The sequence below is a fragment of the Streptomyces sp. NBC_01463 genome, assembly GCA_036227345.1.
Lineage (GTDB): Bacteria > Actinomycetota > Actinomycetes > Streptomycetales > Streptomycetaceae > Streptomyces.
The window spans coordinates 7,894,352-7,916,547 of the sequence record CP109468.1; the positions used below are offsets into that span (position 1 = coordinate 7,894,352).

A 22,196-nucleotide genomic window follows, 5' to 3' on the forward strand; every position below is an offset into this window, starting at 1 on the left:
CTACCTCAACCTGATGTATCGATCAGCCTGTCGACTATACACGCCGGCGAGACCATCCGGACCGTAGACCATCAGGGCATCGAGATCGAGCGCGCGTGACATTCCCGCGAAATTGTTCCGGCAGAACGAGCAGGGAGCGCGATCCGTATGCAATACGGCGACACCGCCCCTCAAGTTCGCTCTGTGAGCCTGGGCGAGAGCATCACCTTCGGCGTGAAGAAGGTGCATGGTCATGACCTTGCCCGGATTGCTGTGCTGCACGCCGGGTGCGTTCATTCCGTAGAAAGTCTGCCCCTGGTAGTCAAGCCGAGCAAGAGTTCCCTCCTTCTTGGGGGAAGTCGTGCCGACCTGGTCCATGTCCATTTCGCTTCGCATATTGGACAGATCGCTCTGGGCCTCCGAAGCGCCACTGTTGCAGTTGTGAACCAGGAGCGGTGTGGCACCCGCCAGCGCATAGTACGTATGCACATCGGAGACGGTCAGGTTGTGGACCGTGGAGTCCTGCGCGGTCCACCGCCTGATCGCGGCGATCTGGACGTAGGTGCCCGCACTGGTCCGGAGCCATTCACCGGACTTGAGATCGGTGGCGTCGATCCACTCGCCGAGCTCGGCGACCCAGAAGGGGTGTCCGGCGGTCGCGGTGACCCGGGCCGTCTTCGAGCCGTTCCCGCCGTCGAGGTCGATCGTGACCTGGACCAGCTGCTTGAGGCCCCGGCCCTTGATCTCGGCGGTGACCGTCTCGACGACGTTCTCGCCGGACTCCGGATCGGTCGCGATGACCTTGTCGCCGACCTTGACCTTCTCGATCGGCTTGGTGGAGCCGTCGGCCATCAGCACCTTCGTGCCGGGCACGAAACTGTTGACCGAGCAGGAACCGCCGCCGTCGGCCTTGCCGGAGCCGCCGCCGCCACTGGTGCCGCCCTTGCTGCGGGAGGAGCCGCCGGACTTGCCGCCGCCACCGCCTCCCGAGCTCTTGCTGCCGCCGCCCTTGCCCGCGCTCGGGTGGGAGGAGGCCTTGGGCGCGGCCTTGGCCTGGGACTGCTTCTGGACGGCGTTACCCGTCTTCCGCTTCAGCGCGGCAGCCTCGTCGGCCTTTCTCTTCGCGGCTTCGGCGGCCTTCTTCTTGGCCCGTTGCGCGGCTTCCTTCTTGGCCTTCTCGATGGCCAGTTTCTTGGCCTTCAGCGCGGCGGACTCGGCGGCCTTGGCGGCCTTGAGAACAAGTTCGGCGGCCCGTTTGGCCACCTTGAAGGCCTTGATGGCCTCGATGGTGCGGTTGACCGCCTTGATCACCGACGGGATCTTCCCGAGCTTGGACCAGGGGATGGCGTCGACCGCGATACTGACGCACGACCACATGTCGCCGCCGAAGCAGGCCATGGCGTCGTTGATGCCGATGAAGTCCTTCAGCGTCTCCCACGCCACCGCCAGGATGACGGAGGTGAGGGACTTGCCTTGCATCGACTGCGCCTGTGCGACCTGCGCCGCGGACAGACCCGCGCCGGCGAGGGCCGCGGCCTTCTCCGAGGCGCTCAGGACGATCGACTCACCGGTCGGGTCGGAGTACGTGACCGGGTTGTTCTGCGCGTACACGTACCCGTTGGCCTGCAGCGGGTCGTCCACGTCGAGCACCGGGTCGACGGACAGGAAGCGTCCGACGACCGGGTCGTACAGACGGGCACCCAGTGGCTGGAACCCGGAGGAGTCGTCCCGGGTCTGGCCGAGGAATCCCTTGTGGCTCTGGAGGTTGGCACCGGCGGTGCCGCGCTCGTTACCGAAGGGGTCCTGCTTGCGGACACGGACCGACATGCCGCCGTAAAGGGCGACCTCCGCGTACGCACTGCCCTGCTGGTCCGTGGTCTGGGCGACCAGGGTCTCCGCGCCGTTGCCGTAGGCGTAGCGCATCACCGCGCCACCCGGAACCCCGTAGGTGCGCTGGGTGTTGACCACGGCGCCGCCCTGCTGGACGGTCACCTCGGCCTCACCCAGGTGGAGCGTCGCCTGCTTGCCCTTGATGGTGAGCAGCCGGGCGCCGTCGGGGCCGTAGATGTGACGGGTGTCGTTCTGCGGCAGCCACTGCTGGGCGGCCTGGGCCGAGGCACAGGTGGCGAGCACGATCGGCGTCGCGTTCACGTCCGCCGCGCCCTGCACCGCGAGGCACAGACCGCCGGAGGCCGGGTGGATCAGCTGGCCGGAGGCGTTGCGCTTCAGTTCCTGTGCGGCCGAGCCGTCGCACTTCTGGATCTGGACCGCCGAGCCGGTCGTGTTGGCGGCGGGCTGGAGGCACCAGGTGCCGTACACCGAGAGCGTGCCCTTGTCGGGATCGGTCTGCGGCGCCGACGCCGTGCCCGGAGTGGGCGTGAACTTGTAGTTCTGCGCCGGCGAACCGTTGCAGGAGTACAACTGGATCGGCTGGCCGGCCGTGGTCGCACTCGACTTCAGGTCCAGGCACTTCTGGCCGAGCCCCACATACGGAGTCTTGCCGCCGGTGCCCGCGCCGGTGATCCGGTCGACCTGGCCGTCATAGGTCCAGCTCAGTTCCTGCTTGTCTCCGTTCTCGACCGAGGTGACCGTCTTGGTCTCGCCGGTCAGCTCGTACAGCCGGGTGGCCTCGGCCGTGATCTGCGCCCCCGCGGGGGTCTTGTAGCTCTTCGACACCTTGGTCAGCGTGTGCGGCTGGTCCTTGGCGGCGTTCTTGCCGTACGCGTACGTGGAGACCGCGTTCTTGGTGGTGTCTCCGGAGAGGTCGTTCTCGGTGAGCTTCGTGCGGTTGCCGAGCAGGTCGTACTCGTACTCCTGCCAGTAGCCGGAGCTGTCCGCGCCCGCGGCGACACGAAGTGTGCCGTCCGTGTTCTTGTTGAGCGAGCCGTCCGGGTTCCTCGGGTTGACGCAGCTCGTGCGGTCCTTCGAGGTCCAGGCCGACTTCAGCTGGCCCAGCGGGTCGTAGACGAAGCACTGGCGCTCCGCGATCCCGGTGGACTTCTCCTCGATCGACGTGACGTTGCCGGCCGGGTCGTAGGTGTACCCCCGGTTCGAGACGAGGTTGCCGCCGACGACGCTCTTGTCCGCGGAGGCGTCACTCTTCTCGCGGTAGACCGACTGCTCGGTGAGTTCACCGCTGCCCTCGTCGAAGGCGTTCTGCGTCCACACCCGGTACGGCTGGGCACCGAGCGTGGAACGGAGCACCTGGCCGTAGGCGTCGTAGGTGGTCTCGGAGCCGTACCAGTCCTTGCCGGAGATGGAGAGCGGCTTGCCGTCCTTGTTGTAGCGGACGACCAGCTTCTCGGCGTCGAAACTGCCCACTGCCGGAACGGTTGTCTCGTCCAGCATGCCGCGGTCGTTGTACGTGTAGTCGTACGTGTAGTCCTTCTTCAGACCCCACGTGTCGGCGATGGACTGCGGCAGGGACAGCGTGGTCGAGGTCGGCTGGTACTCCTTGGTGTAGCCGTTGACCTTCTGGGTGTACGCCTGGAGATCGGTGTAGCGGGTGGCGGTGGCGGGCATGCCCTTGCCGCCGGGGGCCGTGTCGTAGGTGAACGAGGACAGCAGCTTGCCGGCGGAATTGTTCTCGCGCACCTCCTTCGGACGCGACAGCTCGTCGTAGCTGTTCCAGACCTTGACGCCGCGGGCGTTCGTCATCGTCTCGAGTCGGCCGAAGGCGTCGTAGGTCGTGCGGGACGTACCCGAGTCGGGGTCCGCCGCCGTCTCCATCTGACCGTTATGGTCGTACGTCCACGACCACGGGTGCGCCGTGTCCGCCGAGGCGGTCGCCTTCGAGAGCTGGCCCAGCGCGTCGAACTGGTAGCGCGTCGACGTGAACCCGCCGGGGGCAGCCGGGTTGAAAGTGTCCGTGCGCATGGTGCGGCCGGTCGCGTCGGTCCACACGCGGTAGGACGAGTCGCCCGCCGGAGGGATGACCTTCGACCAGTCCTCACCGTATTCGTAGCGGACGGCCCGGTCCTCGTAAGCCCTGGAGGAGGACTCCTTGGTGTCGGGGTCGATCCACTTGAGGTACGGCGTCTCCTTCAGCACGCGGCCGAGACCGTCGTACGTGTAGCGCGTGATGTTGGGAATGGCCGTGTCGGCGAGCGGGCTGAACAGCTCGCCCGGCTTCGCCTCGTCGGTCAGGTAGGCGTTGTTGGTCTGGTAGACCTCACCGGAGCCGTTGTACAGCGTGTCGGTGATCAGCCAGCCGGCGCCGCCGTCGGCCTCCTCCTGCGTCTGCCGCTCACGGCCGAGGCCGTCGTAGAGCGTGACGGAGGTCTCGATCCGGTCCTCGTAGCCACGCGCGTACGTGGTGACGTACGGGGGCTTGCGGATCTTGATATTCGCGTCGTCGGGGTCGGTCTCCTCCTTCGGGACCGTGTAGACCGCGCGGAAGTCCGCCACGCCGGTGCCAGACGTACGGCCCGGGGCCCAGGCCTCGGCGAGCCGGCCGAGCGGGTCGTACACGGCCTCGCTGGCCAGGTCGTTGGCGTCGGTCGTCCTGACGGTGACCGAGCGGCCCGGCTCCAGCTCCTGTATCTGACGCTGCCCGAGGATGTTGGTCGTGGTGACCTTGAAGACCTGGCCCGTGGCCGGCCCGATGGAGTCGTAGGCGATCGTGGAGGACTTCGGAATCAGCTGCTTCAGCTGTTCCGCCGAGGTCTCCTTGACCACGCGTCCGACGTCGTCGAACTCGGTGGTACCAGTGGTCTGGAAGCCGGTGCCGGCGCCGTTGAGCGTCCACGACTCGGTGGCCAGGCCACGGGTCGAGGAGCCGAGCGCGGTGCCGTAGGCCGTGCCGTCGTACGAGGTGCGGGTGGCGCCGCTCAGCGAGCCGAGATCCGCCCAGTCGGCGTTCGCACAGGTCGTCGGTGAGACCAGGACCTGCTTGGACAGACCGATGAGGTTCTTGTCGGGCCGGTGCAGGTACTCCAGCTTGGTGCAGGACTCGTCACCGGTCTTGGCGGGGTCGGCGTCGCCCAGCGACTCGACCTCGGTCGGCAGACCGTAGGTCGCGTCGTACTTCGAGGTCGTTCTGACCGTGCGCTGGGGGCGCGGGTCGTCGGTGTTGGTGCCGGACGACTTGGTGTACGCGACCTCCTCCGGCTCCGTGACCCGCCAGGCCCGCAGTGGGCTCAGGCCGTCGTCGCGGTCCCGTTTGGCGAGTTCGGTCGCCTCGGGCTTGGTGACCGAGCGGGACAGCCAGTCGGAGTCGGCCTTGGTGGAGTCCGTGTACGTGAGCTCCTCGGCGATCCGGCCGGCGAACGGCTCCCGGTCCTTGGCTATCTCGGCGCCGGTGATGTCCTTGACGGGCACGGTGTCGCCGAGGCCCCGGAAGAAGCGGGTGACGGACTTGGAGCGCTGACCGGCGGTGTCCGCCTCGCCCTCGACGACCGGGCCCGTCAGGACCGTGGTCTGCTCGAAGCCCGCGAACTGCGCGTACGTGCGCTGGGACTTCTTGGTGAACTCGGCCTCGGCGAGCTTCCAGGCCGGGCTCTTGTACCGGTACTCCGTCCTGGTGGTGAAGTTGCCGTCGATGTTGGGCAGTTCCTCGACCGTGTCCACGGCGTACTTGTGGAACCAGTCGATGTCCTCGACCTCGGGGTCGGGGTTCCAGAACGACGGATAGCAGAGCCGGTCGTTCACCTTGAGCTTGGCCTGCAGCCGGGCCATGGCCGTGGCACGGTCCTCGCCGGGCTGCTGGTCGAGCAGGGGAAGGTTGCCGGAGAGACAGTCACCCTCGATCGGCTTGTACGTGACGATGGTCTCGCCGCCGTACTCGTTGACGACGCGGCCGATGCGCAGCCGGGAGAAACCGGGGCGCGAGGTGTGGACCGCCTTGACGCGGTTCGGCATGTCCTCGGCGTTGGGCTCGAACCGCACCGTGTTGAGCTGGAGGCTCGCGTCGGTGGAGCCCTTGCGGGCGTAGCCGGTGCGCTGGATCGACTCCAGCCACAGGGCCGTGTTCGGGCCGGTCAGCAGCTTGGCGAAGCTCTGCTTCAGCTGGTACTCGTCGACGACCTGCCGGGCCGCGGTGTCGGTGCGCCGCTGGGCCGAGGTCGTGATCTTGTCGAGACGCTTGCGGGACCAGAAGGACGGACCGGCGTTCCAGCACTTCTTGGCGGACTCGCAGCGCATGTCGGCCGGGGTGTCGAACCAGGGCCGGTAGTTGCGCGGGTCCTTCGAGGCGAAGTTGGCGTCGGAGCAGGTGACGTCGTCGACGTCGTAGCAGCGCTCCTTCACCGAGAAGCCGACCCGGGCGGGCGCGGTCTCGGTGAAGATGGTGTTCTTGCGCTGGCCGTAGTCGATGTGGTCCAGCCAGCCGTCACGGTCGTAGGCGACCGGGGCCTTGAAGTTGAAGTTGCGGGCGTAGTAGTTCGGGGCGTCCTTCTTCCACCACATCGACATGGCGTTGCCGTGGATGTCCTCGATGTAGTCGAGGCCCCAGCGCCAGCCCTGCGTGCACCAGGAGTTCGTCCAGTCGGTGGTCGTGGGGCCCTTGTAGCAGTCCTCGTTCGGGTGGTTGCCGTAGACCGGGACCGTGAGCACCGAGTCGGTGGTCGGGTCGTCGGGGTCGGCGCCGTGGTTCGACCAGCCCGGGAGCTTGTTCTTGCCGAAGTGGTACTTCGTACCGTCCTTGGTGGTGACGATCCAGTACTCACCGTCCTTGGCGCCGTTGCCGGTGGCCTCGCCCTTGACTATCTGGATGGTGGAGCCGTCGCCGTTGGCCGTGAACCACTTGCTCTTGGTGGCGTCCCAGACCAGCTCGGTGGTCATGCCGCCGAGCGAGAGGGTGGCGTTCTCCGAACCCCAGCACAGGTCCGCGGTGCGGTGGGTGGAGTTGTTGGAGCCGGCCTTCTTCGAGTCCTGGCGGCAGTTGGCGTACGTACGGGTGATGGAGCCCGCGTTGTAGTCCCAGCCGTCGCCGATCCAGGAGGCCTGGTTGTTCGTCGAGGACGTACGGCCGTCGACGGACTGCGAGGAGTACGCCAGGCTGACCTTCGGCATCAGGCCGCCGGCGGTCTCCGGGACCTGGACGTCGTACGAGTAGGTGAAGGCGCCCGAGGAGGAGCCCGACGACCAGGAGCCGGAGGACAGCAGCGGCGAGGCCGTGAAGTCACCGGACACCGAGGAGCCGGTGTCGAGGCCGCCGACGGCGGCGCCGCCGTTCGCGGAGACCGCGGGCTGGACGCCGTCCCGGTAGGAGGCCTTGGTCGCGCCGGAGGGAACGAAGCCCTCACCGACGAGGCTGGAGACCGGGATGCTGCCGCTGAGGACCTTGCGGGTGGCGGACTTCCCGGCCGTCTTCGTCTTCGTCGGCGCGTCCTTGGCGGCCACGGTCTTCACCGTGCTGCGCAGGCGCTGGAAGTCCTTCTTGCCGTTCTTGACGTCCTTGTCCCCGTCGGAGAGGGACATCGTGCTCGTGCCGCCGTCGCCGCCGTCGGCGCAGTCGCCCTCGGTGGGGGAGGAGTAGACGCACTCGGGCAGCAGCATCAGACCGAAGCGGTCGGCGGCCTGCGGTCCGTAGAGGTCGGCGAAGCCCGTGGTGTCGATGCTGATCGCGACCTCGGCGGCCGGGTCGACGGTGGCCGGCGGGGTGAGCTTCATGACGATGCCGGAGACGCCCGCGTCCTGCGAGGTCGTCTGCGGGGCCACGCCCACGGTCCAGTCGCCGGCGAGTGCGGCGGCGTCACCGCCCTCCGGGACACCGATGGCGACCGGCAGGTTGTTGCTGACCGGCTCCGTGGTCCCGGGCGCGCTGCTCGCGTCGAGCGTGGCCTGGCCGGTGCCGGAGGTCCACGCCGCGGTGGCGGTGGGGGTGTAGGGGGCGACCGGATTCTCCGGAGCCAGGGTCAGGGTCTTGTCGGCGGCCGCGTCGCCCTCGACGTCGGTGGCCTCCGGCAGGTCCGGGAGTCCGATCTTGGCGATCGACTCCTCGCGGCTCATGCCGGGACCGGGAACGGCGAACGCCTGGCTGCCCAGGGTCGTCACGGTCAGTGTCGAGGACAGCAGAAGGACGATCGCCGTGCGGCTTCGCCGCCGGCGCCGTCGTTGTGAATCCGTCATGGCTAGGCGTCCCCGCCCCACCCATGACAGTGGACCTGAAGCACGCATACGCGTCGACTCCCACCTGGCAGTTCAAACAATGGACGAGGTGCGGATACACCGGATGGCACACCTCTGCCTCAGACGCGTGCGTGCGCACTCTCTGGCATGTCCGCCACATATTCAAGATCGATAAGGGGTGCCCCGGGGTCGCGAAAGTGATCTGTGACACGGGGCGAAACGGATCAGACCGTTCTGCTGATGATCAATCAGTAAGACGCTGGACACTTCAGCGTTAACCGTCAATACGGGCCCAGAAAAGCCTTGAATCGGGCTTGGTTGACAGCCCGTCGGCCGGTTTCACGTCGGCTCCACATAGAGGTAACGAGTTCATAAAAGCTTCACCTGTGGACGCAAATGCTTCACATGTGTGATCGTGTGCCCGCCTTCTGCCCCCGCGGCCTGCCCACTGGGGCTGTCTGTGCTGTCCTCAATCCGCCTGGTTCCCACCGGAGTAGACCGCCGTGACCGCGCCGCCTCGTTTTCTCAGCCCCTTTGTGCGCACGCGCACGCGGCTGTCCCTGACCCTCGGCCTCGTACTGGCCGCCCTCACCGCTGCCCTGCTGCCGTGGTGGCAGTCCGGCGGCTCTTCCCCGGCCACCGCCGGCGGTGCCAACGGCGCCACCGGCGCCGCCCCCGTGTCCACCGGCCCGCGCGACGAGGCCACCGCGATGGCCGAGGCCCTGCGCACCCGCGCGCAGGTACTCGTCGACACGGCCACCGACGCCACCTCGCTGACCTGGGCGCTGCCCAACGGCAGCTTCAAGACCCGGATCACGGCCGCACCCACCCGGGCGAAGAACGCCAAGGGTGAGTGGGCCCCGATCGACAACAAGCTCAAGCGGACGGCCGAGGCCCCCAGGGGACTCGGTATCGCGCCCGCGAACCCGGCCGTTCCCGTCCGCTTCGCGAGCGGCAGCGCCCACAAGGCGCGCGCCGGACGCTCGTTCGCCCGCACCGGGACACCGGGCGGGACGGTGCTCGCCGAGGTCGAACTCGACGGCCACACCGTCGCGTACACCTGGCCGGGCGCCCTGCCCGAGCCGGTCCTCGACGGGCCGCGCGCCCTGTACTCCGAGGTCCTGCCGGGCGTCGACCTGCTGCTCGTCGCCCGGGAGGAGGGCGGCATGGCACAGGTCCTGATCGTCAAGACCCCCGAGGCCGCGCGGCAGGACGCGCTGAAGACCGTCTCGTACGGCCTCGACTCCGCCACGGCCGTGTTCCGTCAGGACCGCAAGGCCAGCCGGGTCCAGGTCCTGGACAAGGCCGGCCAGGAGGTCGGATCGATTCCGACGCCGTTCGCCTGGGACTCCAGCGGCCGTGACCCCGAGCTGCCCGAGGGCGCCCCGAACCGCACCTCCGCCGCCACCCCGGACGACGTCCTGAAGCTTTCCGGACTGACCGGCGTCGAGCCCGGCGCGCAGGCGGCGCCGCTGCCGATCACCCTGGACGGCGAGAACACCCACAACGCCCGGCTCGGCCTCGGCTTCGCCGCCACCGGTCTTGCGGCGCGCGAGGACATCACGTACCCGCTGTTCGTCGACCCGCCGCTGAACCCCGGCTGGGACGCGTGGACAGTGGCCTACAAGCCGTACCCGAGCACCAGCTTCTTCAACGGCACCAACTTCTCCTCCGGTACCTCCGACGCCCGCGTCGGCCACGAGTCCGACACCGGCGGCACCGCCCGCTCCTTCTGGCGGATGGACTGGTCGAAGAGCATCAAGGGCGCGAAGATCACCAGCGCGACCTTCAAGGTGCTCAACAACCACTCCTGGTCCTGTACGAAACGCGAGTTCCAGCTGTGGCGTACCGGCGCGATCTCGTCCGGCACGACATGGAACGCGCAGCCGAGCTGGTCCGACGAGATCGAGCGCAAGTCCTTCGCGCACGGCTGGTCGTCGAGCTCCTGCAAGGACGAGTACGAGGACTTCAACGTCAAGGACGCCGCTCAGTACGCCACTGACAGGGGCGATGCGTCCGTGACCCTGGGCATGCGGGCCACGACCGAGTCGGACACCCAGACCTGGCGCAAGTTCAAGGCGACCTCGGCGACCATCGAGGCCGTCTACAACCGCAACCCGTCCGAGCCCACCAGCGGCTCCTCGGCGCCCGGCGGTTCCTGCAAGCCCGGCCCCGGCGCGGGCGTGACGGTCGGCAAGACCAACATCACCCTGTCGGTGACCGCCAAGGACCCCGACAACAACATGAGCAAGGTCCGCTTCCGCTTCTGGAAGACCGGCGGCACGGTCCCGGCCGGTGTCGAGATCGCGATCGGTGCCTCCGGAGGCACCGCCAAGTACACGATCCCGTCCAGTGATCCCCTGCTGAAGGACCTCACCACCAACACCACGTTCTCCTGGGACGCGATGGGCAAGGACTCCGCCGGCGCGACGTCCTCCATCTACCCGCCGGGCACCGAGCCCTGCCGCATCACGGTGGACCCGAGCGGCCCGTCCCAGCCCACCGTCACCAGCGACGTGTTCCTCAAGGCCACCGATGACGGCGCCACATGGGCGACCGTGGCCTTCGGCCTGACCGGACCGATCACCTTCGAGTCGCCCGGGGCCGTGAAGTTCACCTACGCGTGGGGCGGAGTCAGCCCCGTCACGGTCAACGCCGACGCCGCCGGCCTCGCCACCGTCCCCGACCTGCGGCCGCCGAACGCCGGCCCCAACACCCTCCAGGTCTACGCCTACGACAGCCTCGGCAACATGAGCGCACGGACGGACCACACGACCTACGTCCCGCCGAGGGACAACGCCGACGGCCCGGGTGACACCGGCGGCGACGGCACCCCCGACCTGCTCCTCATCGACAGCACCGGCGTGCTGCGCACGTATCCGGGCCAGCCGGGCGGCGAGCTGTACGGCCAGCTCACCTCCTCGTACACGACAGGCGCCGACGGCAAGTCGACGCCGGCCCCGGCCGGTCACTGGTACAACGCGACGACCGGCAAGGCCGCGCTGATCGCGCACTACCAGGATGCCTACCCGGGCGACGGGACGACGGACCTCTTCGCCGTAGACCCGTCAGGCGGGTTCTGGCTCTACCCGGGCGACGGCTACGGCTCGTTCGACGTCGGCGACCGGATGAAGATCCGCCTCCCGTCGAACGCGCCCGCGCCGTCCACCTGGATCCAGCTCAAGGCCGTCGGTGACATCACCGGCGACAAGCTGCCCGACCTGGTGCTGCGCACCGACGCGGCCCTGTGGGTGCTCTCCGGCTACAGCGGTGCCACCATCCGGACCGCGACCCAGATGAACTCCGACGCCTGGGGGCGCCGCGACGTCGTCAACCTCGCCGACATGAACAAGGACGGCACGCCCGACCTGCTCTGGCGCAACCTCGACAACGGCAACATGTACGTGCGTCACGGGAAGCCCGGCTCCACCGCCGGCAGTGTCGACCTCAACTCCCTGATGCTGGCGGCCAACTCGCTCAACGGAGACGTCCCGTTCGGCAGCAGCTGGACCGAGGCGAACGTCGACACCGCGATTGGCATCCCGGACATCAACAAGGACGGCATCCCGGACATCTGGGCCCGGTTCGCGGCGGACGGCCACATGGCCATCTACAACCCGTCCACCACCAACACCAACGCGCCCGTGAAGACGGTCATCGGATCCGGCTGGGGCGACAAGCGGGCCTTCGGCTGACCCGGCCCGGCTGACCCGGGCAACGAAACAGCGCGTCTCGGAAGGCGGGCGCAACCACGCCGGCCGCGGGGCCGCCGCACCCTCCTGGCCTGCACCGGCACGGCCAGGAGGGTCGCCGCGCTCCCGTCCGCGGACGTGGGTGAGCAGGACCCCGCGGGCGAACGATCCCCGGTCCGTACGGGGCTTGACGGCCGGAATATGATCACGTCGATCGGCCAGGGGGGTCGGATCTTCTAGGGCCTCTGGGGGCGACACCGTGGGTGTCATCGTTGGTGCAATTATTGCGGTATTGGTCGTTCTGGTCGTGTGGTGGGTCGTCCGGACCTACAACCGCCTCGTCCGGCTGCGGAATCAGACGCAGGCCTCGTGGGCGCAGATCGATGTGCAGCTGAAGCGGCGGCACGAACTGATACCGAATCTGGTGGAGAGTGCGCGCGGCTACGCTGCTCATGAGCGCGGCACCTTCGAAGCGGTCACGGCCGCGCGCGGGGCCGCCGTCAGCGGCACGCTCGGTGTGACCGAACGGGCGGCAGCCGAGGACGCGCTCACCACGACGCTGGGCAAACTGTTCGCGCTCGGCGAGAGCTATCCCGACCTCAAGGCGGACCAGCACTTCAGTACGGTGCAGGCCGAGCTGAGGACGGCGGAGGACAAGGTCGCCTACGCGCGGCAGTTCTACAACAGTGCGGTGCAGAGCTACCACACCGCCCTCGAGAGCTTCCCGGGGAACGTCGTGTCGGGCCTGGGCGGCGCGCACGAGCGGCGCGAGTACTTCGAGGCCGCCGACGCGGCGCAGGAGGCCGTCCAGGTGAGATTCGCGTGACACTCACCGAACAGCTCTACTGGGGCGGCGCCGCCCTGATCGTGCTCTGGCTCGTCGCCTTCGGGTTCGCGCTCGTCGCCACCCGCAACGGCGAGGTCACGCCGGGGCCCGCGACCCAGGAGTTCGGGGACGACCCCGAACCGCCGGCCGTGGTCAGCCTGCTCGGCAACGGCTGGCGGGGTGTGGAACACGCCGCCGCGGCCACCCTGCTGGACCTCGCGGCCCGCGGGCTCGTCGAGCTCCGGCAGCCGGGCGACGACCCGGCACGCAGCACCGTGCACGCCACCGAGGCCGGCCGGGCGGCGGCGGGCCTGCCGCCGTACGAGCAGCGGGTGCTGGACCGGGTCAACGCCCGCGCGGCGGACGGCGGCGCGCCCATCGGGGCGATCGCCTTCCGTGACGCCAAGCGCGCCGCCGCCTGGAACTCCTCGTTGCGCCAGGAGATCATCGCCGAGGCCCGGCAGCGCGGCCTGTCCCGGTTCCGCTACTCGCGGTTGCTCGGCTCCGCGCTGATGTTCAGCGCCTTCGTACCCGGTGCGCTGTTCACCGTGGCCGCGGTCATGGGAGGGCACAACCTGCGCGCCGCGTTCGCCGTCGGCGTGGCTCCGGGGGCCGCGCTGGCCTTCCTGCTCGGCAAGTCACTGCGCGAGCGGGCGACACCCGAGGGCCTCGAACGCGCCGGGCACTGGGCCGGACTGCGCGCCTGGCTGACGGCGCACGAGGACTTCGCCCGGCTGCCGCCCGCGTCCGTGACCGTCTGGGACCGCTATCTCGCGTACGGCACCGCGCTCGGCGTCACCAGCCTGAGCAGCCGGCTCCTCGGATTCGACTCCGGAGACCGGCGGCGCGTCTGGTCCTCGTACGGAGGGACCTGGCGCCCGGTACGGATCCGCTACCCGCGACTGCGTCCCGGCTTCGGCGCCTCGACGAAGCGGCTGCTGTATCTGGCGGCGGGGCTGGGCGTGTTCGCGGCGTGCGTCGCCGTGTACGCGGTGCTGCGGCAGCCCGACTGGTCGGTCGTGGTCGACGCGCAGCACGGCGACTCACTGCGCCGGCCGGGTCTGGTGCTGAGCATCGGCTGGGTGGGCAGCGCACTGCTCGGGCTCGTGGTGGCGGGCACGTTCAACCGCTGGACCCTGCTCGTGGCGTTCCTCGCGATGATGCCCGGCAACTTCGCGAGCGGCAGCCACGGCTGGTTCGTCGACGCGGCGGCCCACGAGGGCCCCCTGCCCGTCGAGTTCGCCGCGATCGCCGTCTTCGGGGCACTGGCGGTGTACTTCCTGGTACTCGCCTGCCTGGAGCGGCGGGAAGCCGGCACGATCACCGGCGAGGTGCTGCGGATGGAGCCGCGCAAGGGCAGGGAGGCGGCCCGGTTCCTGGTCCTGGACGAGGGGGACACCGACCTCACCACCGCCTGGGCGCTGCCCGCCGCCTCGCAGGGCATCGCGACCGGCGCCCAGGTGCGGCTGAGGGTATCGCCGGCCACCCGCACCATCCGCTCCGCCGAGCTGGTGCGGGCCGCGATGCCGGAGGGCGACCGCGCGAGGGCCCTCAAGCAGGACGCCCCGTAGGGGAGAGGCTCCGGAGCGCCTCAGCGCTGAGGCGCTCCGGACGCCGCCCGCTCTCTCACCGAGGCCCGGACGCCGGTGCCCCGGCCGTCTCACTCGCAGAAGACCCGCACGGTGGCGTCGGGGTCCTCCACGTCGACGATGACGTCGTCGAGGTGGTCGACCAGCTCCTCCAGGTGCTGCGGCTTGAGTTCGGCGAGGTCGATCGGCACCCCTGACCTGGCCAGCTCCGCGTTGACCCTGGTGAGCGCCTGCGGAGGGATGAGGCTGGCGATCCGGACCCCGGCGCGCAGCAGCTGCAACGGGACCCGGATGTTGACCCGGCTGCGCCCGTCACCGCCGGAGCCGTCCGCCGAATCCACGACCACGCGCAGGTACTTGGGCCGCGATGCCGGGCGGGACACGGCTCCGGGCGGCGACGCGGGCTGCTCGCGTTCGAGAGCGCCGATCAGACGCTCGGCCTCGTCCGCGGTGACCTTGCCATCGGCCGGCATCCGCAGGACCTGACGGCGCTGCTCGTTCATGGGGAACTCCTTGCTCTTCCGGCTCATCTGATGCGTACCTGTAAGGCCGTTCGGCCCTCTTCGATCTCGAACCGGGTGCCGGGCAGCGCCCACAGCAGCCGCCGGCTCCCGCGGAGGGCGCCCGCCGGGCTCACCCGGAACCTGCGGCACGCGACCAGTCCGGCCGGCACGGCGAGCAGCAGCAGCGGCGACAGCACCAGCGCCACCGGCAGCACCGGGACGTAAAGCCGTCGCCGGCGGCCGTCGGCACGCCGGCTGCCACCCTTCACGGATCCTGCGCGAAGGACCGGCGACGCCGGGTGGCACACTGGCCGCCCGTCAGCCGAAGGAGCCGCAGTGTCGATGCTCAGCAACATCCGCCGCGCGGTCCGCCGCACCCAGGGCCGTGCCGTGGACCTGAGCCATCCGGCGCGATCACCGCTGGGCAGCTCGGTGGTGAACTGCGTGGTCTACCGCGACGGCGTACGGCAGCACGGCCACGGAGATGTCGAGGACTGTCTGCGGCGCGTGCGCAAGACGGGCGACGGGTTCGTCTGGATCGGTCTGCACGAGCCGGAACGCGAGGAGTTCACCGGCCTCGCCGAACTCTTCGACCTGCACCGGCTGGCCATCGAGGACGCGGTCCAGGGACATCACCGGCCCAAGGTGAACCGGTACGGCGACATGCTGTTCGCGGTCTTCAAGACCGTCTGCTACGTCGAGCACACGGAGCTCACCGAGACCAGCGAGGTGGTGGACACGGGCGAGCTCATGGCCTTCGTCGGCACCGACTTCGTCATCACGGTCCGGCACGGCGGGCACGGCTCCCTGGGCCCGCTGCGGAACGATCTCGAGCAGACACCCGAGCAGCTGGCCAAGGGCCCGGCCGCGGTGCTGCACGCCATAGCCGACCATGTGGTCGACGAGTACGCGGCCGTGGCCGACGCCGTGGAGAGCGACATAGAGGTCGTGGAGAACGCCGTCTTCAGTGAGAACAGCGGCCGGGGCGACGCGGGCCGTATCTACCAGATCAAGCGGGAACTGCTGGAGCTGAAGCGCGCCGTGGCGCCGCTGGACCGGCCGCTGCAGCAGCTCGCCACACGGTCCGCCCCCGTCGTCGACGCGGAGATCCAGGCGTACTTCCGTGACGTGGCCGACCACCTGGCCAGGGCCGCCGAGCAGATCGCCTCCTACGACGCGCTCCTCGACTCCATCCTCCAGGCCCACCTGGCCCAGGTCGCCGTCGCCCAGAACGAGGACATGCGCAGGATCACGGCCTGGGCCGCGATAGTCGCCGTGCCGACCATGGTGTGCGGCGTCTACGGCATGAACTTCGACCACATGCCCGAACTCCGCTGGACCTACGGCTATCCCCTCGTCCTCTGTGTCATCGCCGCCGCCTGCTTCGTCATCCACCGGGGCTTCCGTCGCAACGGCTGGCTCTGACGCCGGCGTGTGAGCGCGTACGGGAGCGGATCCGGGCTTCCTGTGCGCACCCGCTTTGTTCTGCCGCACCGCCCTGCGACTAGTTTGTGTGCAGGCAGGACAGGTACGCAGGCCCGTGCCGGCAGAGGTGCACGGGGGACAGGAGGACGGCAAGAGTGTCGCTGCGCGGAGGCGATCCAGCCGAGATCGGCGGCTATCCGCTCGAGGCCCGGCTCGGCTCGGGTGGCATGGGCACGGTCTTCCTGGCCCGTACGAGCTCGGGGCGGCCCGTCGCGATCAAGCTGATCCACCAGCAGTTCGCGGGGGACGAGGAGTTCCGCATCCGCTTCCGGCAGGAGGTGGCGGCGGCGCGGCGGGTGAGCGGCGCGTTCACCGCCGCCGTGGTCGACGCCGCCCCCGATGCCGAGCAGCCGTGGATGGCGACGACGTACATCGAGGGGCAGACGCTCGCCCAGCGCATCACGGCGAACGGCCCGCTCGACGGGGCGGAGCTGCGCAGGCTCGCCATCGGGCTGGCGGAGGCGCTGCGCGACATCCACCGCGTGGGGGTCGTCCACCGTGACCTGAAGCCCTCGAACGTCGTGCTCTCGCCCGAGGGCCCGCGCGTCATCGACTTCGGCATCTCGCGCGCCGTGGACCAGCAGACGCTGACGATGACGGGCCGGGTCATCGGCACGCCGCCCTTCATGTCGCCGGAGCAGTTGCAGGCGCCGCGGGGCGTGGGGCCCCGCTCCGATGTCTTCTCGCTGGCGACACTGCTCGTGTACGCGGCCACGGGCCACGGTCCCTTCGACGCCGACAGCCCCTACATGACGGCGTACCAGGTCGTCCACGAGGAGCCGTCGCTGGACGCCGTGCCGGCGGCCCTGCGCGCGGTCGTCGAGTCGTGCCTGGCCAAGGAGCCCGAGGGCCGCCCGTCGGCGGACGAACTCCTCGTGCTGCTGCGGGACCTGCCGGCCGACCTCGGCGGGGCCGTCCCGAACGGTTCCGGCACGGGCCGTACCCGCGACATGCACACCCAGCACCACCTCCTGACGCGGGCCACCCCGTCGCCGGCCACCCCGCCCGGTCCCGGCACGGGAAGCACCGGCACGGCCATCGGCCGCCGTCTGCGCGGCCGCTGGCGGCCCGTGCTCGCGGCCGCGGTCGCCGTGGGGGCGATCGGCGGCGGGGTCGCCGCGGTGACCGGCGACGGCTTCGGAGGCAGGAGCGACGGCGACAAGGGCAACAGCGTCGCCGCTCCCGGCGCCACGCTCCCGGCCGGCTTCGCACCGTGGCACAAGACCGTCCCCGGCGGTATCGAGGACATCCCCGACGAGCTGCGCTGTGTCGCGCACGGCGACGCGCTGTTCTGCGGGGGCGGCGGCGTCGTCGCGACCCGGGTCAGGGCCTCGGACGGTTCACGGGTCTGGACCGCGAAGAGTCCGGGCGTCCCCGTCCAGGGCATGCACCTGGTGGGAGCCACCGACGACACGGTGCTCGGGTACCGCTTCGCCGCCCAGGACGCCCCGCAGGACCCTCGCAGCGAGGTGGTGGCCCTCGACGCGAACGACGGCGGCGAGCTGTGGTCCGTGCCGTCCGGCGCCCAGTCGACGGCCGTCACGGGCCGGACGCTGGACGCCGTGGTGGTCGGCTCCACCGTGGTGACGGTCGACGCCTCCAACTCCCGCTTCGAGGCGCGGGACGCGCACAGCGGTGACGTCACCTGGACGACCCCGTTCCCCGCGGGTACCCAGTGCGCTCCCGTCCCGGCGGGCCCCCGCTTCTTCGCGATGTGCGCGACGAACGCGGAGGTGGACGCCCTGGAGGTGCGTCACCCCACCCTCCACGTGGTCGACCGGGCCACGGGGAAGCTGGGCGGGCCCGTCGCGGTCAACGGTCCCGCCGAGCCGGTGGGCGTCGACGACGGCAGCGTCGTACTCCTGCACCAGCACATGGAGGGACCGGCGATGGCCGGCTACGACGGGGTGGCGCGGGTCGATCCGGCCACGCGGAAGGTCACCTACGCACCACTGGCCAAGACGTACGCGGGCACGCCCGGCCTTGCGGACGGCACCGTCTACGTGAGCGGACAGACCGGTCTCGTCACGGCGCTCGACCCCGCGACCGGCCGGAAGAAGTGGTCGCGGCAGACAGGGGTGGAGGGTGCGGCGGGTCCAGCGGCGGGTCCCGGCGCGCTGTACTTCAGCTCGGCCACCGGCCGGGTGGTGGCCCTTTCGCCGTCCGACGGCAGAGTGCTGTGGACAACGGATCCGCAGGCCGACGGCCTGACGGGCGAGCAGGGCGCAAGCCCGCGGGTGACCGTCGCGGGGCGGGCGCTGTTCGTCGCCGCGGCCAAGAACACGCTCTTCGCCTTCGACGCGCGGAAGCCGCCGAAGTCGGGCTGACGCGCGGCCGCGCCGGATGCCGGCCGCCGGTTGTCAGTATCGAGAACAAGAGGCACACGCACAGGCGTTGCCCTCGGCCCTTTGGCGTGTCCGCCACGCATTGCGCACCCGAAGCCCCGTCGGTCCGGACCTCCGGTCAGCTACGGAGGCCCCAGAGGCGGATGCTTCCGTCGAAGCAGCCCACGGCGAGCGTCGCGCCGTCCGGGCTGTACGCCAGCGCGCGGACCCTCTCGGACCGCTCGGGCAGGATGAGGAGCTGCGCGCCGGAGCGGGCGTCCCGGACGATGACGGTGCCCCCGTGGTCGCCGGACACGAGCAGCCGCCCGTCCGGGCTGTACGCCAGCGCACCCACGTCCTCGGTGTGGCCGGTGAGCCGGCGGTGCCCCCGCCCGGTGCGTGTGTCCACCACATTGACCAGCCCCTTGTCCCGGGCGGTGAGCGGTGCGCAGACGGCGGCGATGCTCTGCCCGTCCGGGCCGAACGCGAGAAGACGGACCTGGCCGTTCGGTCTGACGGACCGCGGGCGGTGCGATTTGCCCGAACGCGGGCTCCAGCGGCGCACATAGCCGTCGGTGCCGCCCGACACGAGGAGACGGCCGTCGGGGCTGAACGCCGCCGGGCCCGTGCCGCCCGACAGATCGGCCAGGCGCTTCGCGGTGTCGGCGCTCCAGAGGCGCAGCCCCGCGTAGCTGCCGACGGCGAGGGTGTGACCGTCCGGTGCGAACGCCACGCTCACGACGGTTCCGGTGTGCCCGGTCAGCTGGGCCCGCAGCGTGTTCGTACGGCCGTCCCACAGACGTACCACCGGGCCTTCGCCTCCCGTGGCGAGTGTGCGGCCGTCGGGGGCGAACGCGAGTGTGTGGACGCGGTCATCGGTTCCGGTGAGGGGATGGAGCACCTTGCCGGTGTGCGGGTCGATCAGGCGGACGCCCGAGCGGCTGTGACCGGTGGCGAGGGCCTGCCCGTCGGGGCTGAACGCCAGGGCGTCGACGGAGCCGCCGGAGTTGCTCCTCAATGTGCGGAGCAGGTCGAACGCGACACCCGCTCCGGCGTCCGGTGCCGGGTTCGCCGCGAGGGTGGGCGTCCGGGGCCGCCGGCCGCGGTCGTGCCGGGAGGTCCGCCCGGAACCCGGTGCCGCGGTCGGCAGGGCGTCCCGGGCGGTCAGCTCCGCCAGTGCCGCGGCCACCTCCCGGGTGTCCGGCCGCCGTGCCGGGTCCTTGGCCAGCAGCCCCATGACCAGCTTCTCCAACTCGCGCGGTATGCCGGGGCGGAGCGCGCTCGGCCGCGGTGGGGTCGCTTCCACGTGCTGGCGCATCAGGGCGTAGAGGGGCTGGTCGACGGGGAACGGGAGGACACCCGTCAGCATCTCGAACAGCACGACGCCCAGGGAGTACAGGTCGGTGCGCGCGTCCGCCGTCCGGCCCTGGTGCTGTTCGGGCGACATGTACGCCGGAGTGCCGAGGACCGGACCGGCCGAGGTCAGCGTCTCGGAGGTGTCGGAGACGCGGGCGATACCGAAGTCGCAGACCTTCACCCGGTCGCCCGCCTGCACGAACAGGTTGGCCGGCTTCAGATCGCGGTGGACCACCCCGTGCTGGTGGGCCGCAGCGACGGCGTCGACGGTCTGGCTCATCAGGTCCACCGCACGGGCGAACGACAGCTGCCCCGCCCGCTGTTCGGCCAGCAGCCGGGCGAGGTCGTGGCCGGTCAGCAGCTCCATGACGATGAAGCGGTACGTGTCGTGCCGGCCGGCGTCGTGCACCACCGTGATCCCCGGGTGCCGCAGACCGGCGAGGACCTCGGCCTCGCGCAGGAAGCGCCGCTCCGAGACGGTGTCCGGCGCGACGGGCATGACCTTGACGGCGACCTCACGCCCCAGCACCGCGTCCCGGCCCAGCCAGACCTCGCCCATGCCACCGCGCCCCAACAGCCGCCGAAGCAGGTACCGGTCGGCAAGCGACACCCCGGCCGTCGCCATCCCAGACTCCATCATCGGCTCCGTTTCGCAGGCTCCGTGCCACTCGGACATCGTGCGGGACCGGTCGTACGACCGATGACCATCCAAGCGTGTGAAGTCCGGCAGGTCGAGAGCAGCGGATCGGGACGGCGACGGGCCGCTCCGGCTCACCAGGTCTTGCCGGCCTGCTCCTTGACCGTGTGGTTGAGCCGGTTGAAGAAGTTGGTCAACGCGACCTCCAGGGTGATCGCACCCAGTTGCTCCTCGGTGAAGTGGCCGGCGGCGGTGTTCCAGATCTCGTCGGTCACACCCGGGGCACCGTCCTGGATCCGGGTGGCGGCCTCGGCCAGGGCGAGGGCCGCCCGCTCCTCATCGGTGTAGAAGGGCGTTTCGCGCCACGCGACGACGTGGTGCAGCCGGTCCTCCGTCTCACCGGCCTTCTGCGCCGCCCGGACGGAGGCGAAGATGCAGGGGCTGCAGCCGTTGATCTGGCTGGCCCGCAGATGGACCAGCGAGAGAAGGCGTCCGTCCACCCCTCCGGCGTGAATCGCCTTGTAGAGGTGCTGGATCGCCGTGATCACGTCGGGATTGGCCGGGCTTGTCATGCGTGCTTCCATCAGTTCTGCTCCTTGATCACCGGCTGGCCGGTTACCTGCGCCCTTCCGGGCCCGTCATCACCCATGACGGAGCAGCGCCGAGGAAGGTAACAACATGTCCGACACCCTCCCGACCGACCCGATGGCCGAGACGTTCGAGGCCCACCGCGACCGGCTGCGGGCGGTCGCCCGCCGCCTGCTCGGATCGCACGCGGACGCCGAGGACGTGGTCCAGGAGGCCTGGCTGCGTTTCTCCCGCCAGGACACGACGGCCATCAACAACGTCGCCGGCTGGCTGACCACGGTGGTCGGCCGGATCAGCCTCGATGTCCTGCGCTCCCGCCGGGCCCGCCCGGAGGCGTCCTACGACGACGGTCTGTCCGACCTCGTGGTGACGATCGACGACCGGCCGGCTCCCGAGGACGACGCGATGCTCGCCGACTCGGTCGGGCTCGCGCTCCTCGTCGTCCTGGGGTCGCTCGGGCCGGGCGAACGGCTGGCGTTCGTGCTGCACGACCTGTTCGCGGTGCCGTTCGACGAGATCGGCCGGATCCTCGGCAAGTCCACCGCCGCCGCCAAGATGCTCGCCAGCCGCGCCCGCCGGAAGGTGCGGACAACCGAACGCCCGACCGGATCCGGACAGGAGCAGCGGGAGGTGGTGCGAGCCTTCCTCGCAGCGGCTCGCCACGGCGACTTCGAGGGGCTGCTGCGGGTGCTGGACCCCGAGGTGAAGCTGACCGTCGACACCCCCTCCGGCCTGGTCGTCACCCTCGGCGCCACCAAGGTCGCGGCCGGTGCCCAACTGTTTGCCGCAGCCGCGGCACAGGGCCGGGCGGTCCTGGTCGACGGCTGCCCGGGCGTCGTCTCCTGGAACGGGAACGGGACCCCGCTGTCGATCCTGGCGTTCACCGTCGTCGGCGGCCGGATCGCCGGAATCACCGTCGTGATCGACCCGGCCAAGCTCGCGCTGATGGATCTGCCGGCTCCGGAGTGAACGCGGGCCGGGGTGATGACCGACGGGCCCGGCACGCGGCGGGTGTCGAGCCTCCTGTCAACCGCGCGTCAAGACTCCGGCATCCGGGATCAAGGGCCCGACAACGGACACGCCCCTCGGGTCGGGGGCGGGCATAGCGTCACTGATGTGCCCCGGCGTGTTCGCAGGCCGGGGCGAT

General features: G+C 70.2%; 11 protein-coding genes. 6 read left to right on the forward strand and 5 right to left on the reverse strand.

Translation table 11 applies throughout. The annotated features are described in order from the left end of the window. The gene (locus OG521_34730; GenBank protein ID WUW25642.1) at positions 1–8,049 is read right to left on the reverse strand and encodes a ricin-type beta-trefoil lectin domain protein; all 8,049 of its coding nucleotides are present in this window, start codon (positions 8,047–8,049) and stop codon (positions 1–3) included. Positions 8,050–8,552: 503 nt separating this feature from the next. Here OG521_34730 and OG521_34735 point away from each other — a divergent pair. The 3 genes from OG521_34735 to OG521_34745 all read left to right on the forward strand — a co-directional run bounded on the left by OG521_34735 (position 8,553) and on the right by OG521_34745 (position 14,138). Next, complete coding sequence (locus OG521_34735; protein ID WUW25643.1) at positions 8,553–11,744, forward strand: DNRLRE domain-containing protein; 3,192 nt, start codon at positions 8,553–8,555, stop codon at positions 11,742–11,744. Between the two features lie 289 nt (positions 11,745–12,033). Continuing rightward, the gene (locus OG521_34740) at positions 12,034–12,567 is read left to right on the forward strand and encodes a LemA family protein (GenBank protein WUW25644.1); all 534 of its coding nucleotides are present in this window, start codon (positions 12,034–12,036) and stop codon (positions 12,565–12,567) included. After that, positions 12,564–14,138, forward strand: a complete 1,575-nt coding sequence (locus OG521_34745) for a DUF2207 domain-containing protein (GenBank protein WUW25645.1) — start codon at positions 12,564–12,566, stop codon at positions 14,136–14,138. The genes OG521_34740 and OG521_34745 overlap by 4 nt, the downstream gene beginning before the upstream one ends. 89 nt (positions 14,139–14,227) lie before the next feature. Here the strand turns inward: OG521_34745 and OG521_34750 are convergent, their stop codons facing one another. Beyond that, positions 14,228–14,659: a hypothetical protein gene (locus tag OG521_34750; GenBank protein ID WUW25646.1), complete on the reverse strand. Its 432-nt coding sequence runs from the start codon at positions 14,657–14,659 to the stop codon at positions 14,228–14,230. Between the two features lie 23 nt (positions 14,660–14,682). Beyond that, positions 14,683–14,928 (reverse strand): hypothetical protein, encoded by a 246-nt coding sequence (locus OG521_34755; GenBank protein ID WUW25647.1) that lies wholly within the window; start codon positions 14,926–14,928, stop codon positions 14,683–14,685. Between the two features lie 73 nt (positions 14,929–15,001). On the opposite strand from OG521_34755, the gene OG521_34760 reads away from it, so the two are divergent. Both OG521_34760 and OG521_34765 read left to right on the forward strand, forming a co-directional pair. Continuing rightward, positions 15,002–16,084 carry a magnesium and cobalt transport protein CorA gene (locus OG521_34760; protein ID WUW25648.1) on the forward strand — a complete coding sequence of 361 codons (1,083 nt, stop codon included), beginning with the start codon at positions 15,002–15,004 and terminating at the stop codon, positions 16,082–16,084. A gap of 155 nt (positions 16,085–16,239) precedes the next feature. After that, positions 16,240–18,471, forward strand: coding sequence for a serine/threonine-protein kinase (locus tag OG521_34765; GenBank protein WUW25649.1), 2,232 nt, complete (start codon positions 16,240–16,242; stop codon positions 18,469–18,471). A 136-nt stretch (positions 18,472–18,607) separates the two neighbouring features. On the opposite strand, the gene OG521_34770 is transcribed toward OG521_34765, so the two are convergent. Both OG521_34770 and OG521_34775 read right to left on the reverse strand, forming a co-directional pair. After that, positions 18,608–20,449: a serine/threonine protein kinase gene (locus tag OG521_34770; protein WUW25650.1), complete on the reverse strand. Its 1,842-nt coding sequence runs from the start codon at positions 20,447–20,449 to the stop codon at positions 18,608–18,610. Positions 20,450–20,595: 146 nt separating this feature from the next. Beyond that, positions 20,596–21,045, reverse strand: coding sequence for a carboxymuconolactone decarboxylase family protein (locus OG521_34775; GenBank protein WUW25651.1), 450 nt, complete (start codon positions 21,043–21,045; stop codon positions 20,596–20,598). A 94-nt stretch (positions 21,046–21,139) separates the two neighbouring features. Between OG521_34775 and OG521_34780 the strand changes: the two genes are divergently transcribed. Continuing rightward, positions 21,140–22,018 carry a sigma-70 family RNA polymerase sigma factor gene (locus tag OG521_34780; GenBank protein ID WUW25652.1) on the forward strand — a complete coding sequence of 293 codons (879 nt, stop codon included), beginning with the start codon at positions 21,140–21,142 and terminating at the stop codon, positions 22,016–22,018. The last annotated feature ends 178 nt before the right edge of the window (positions 22,019–22,196 follow it).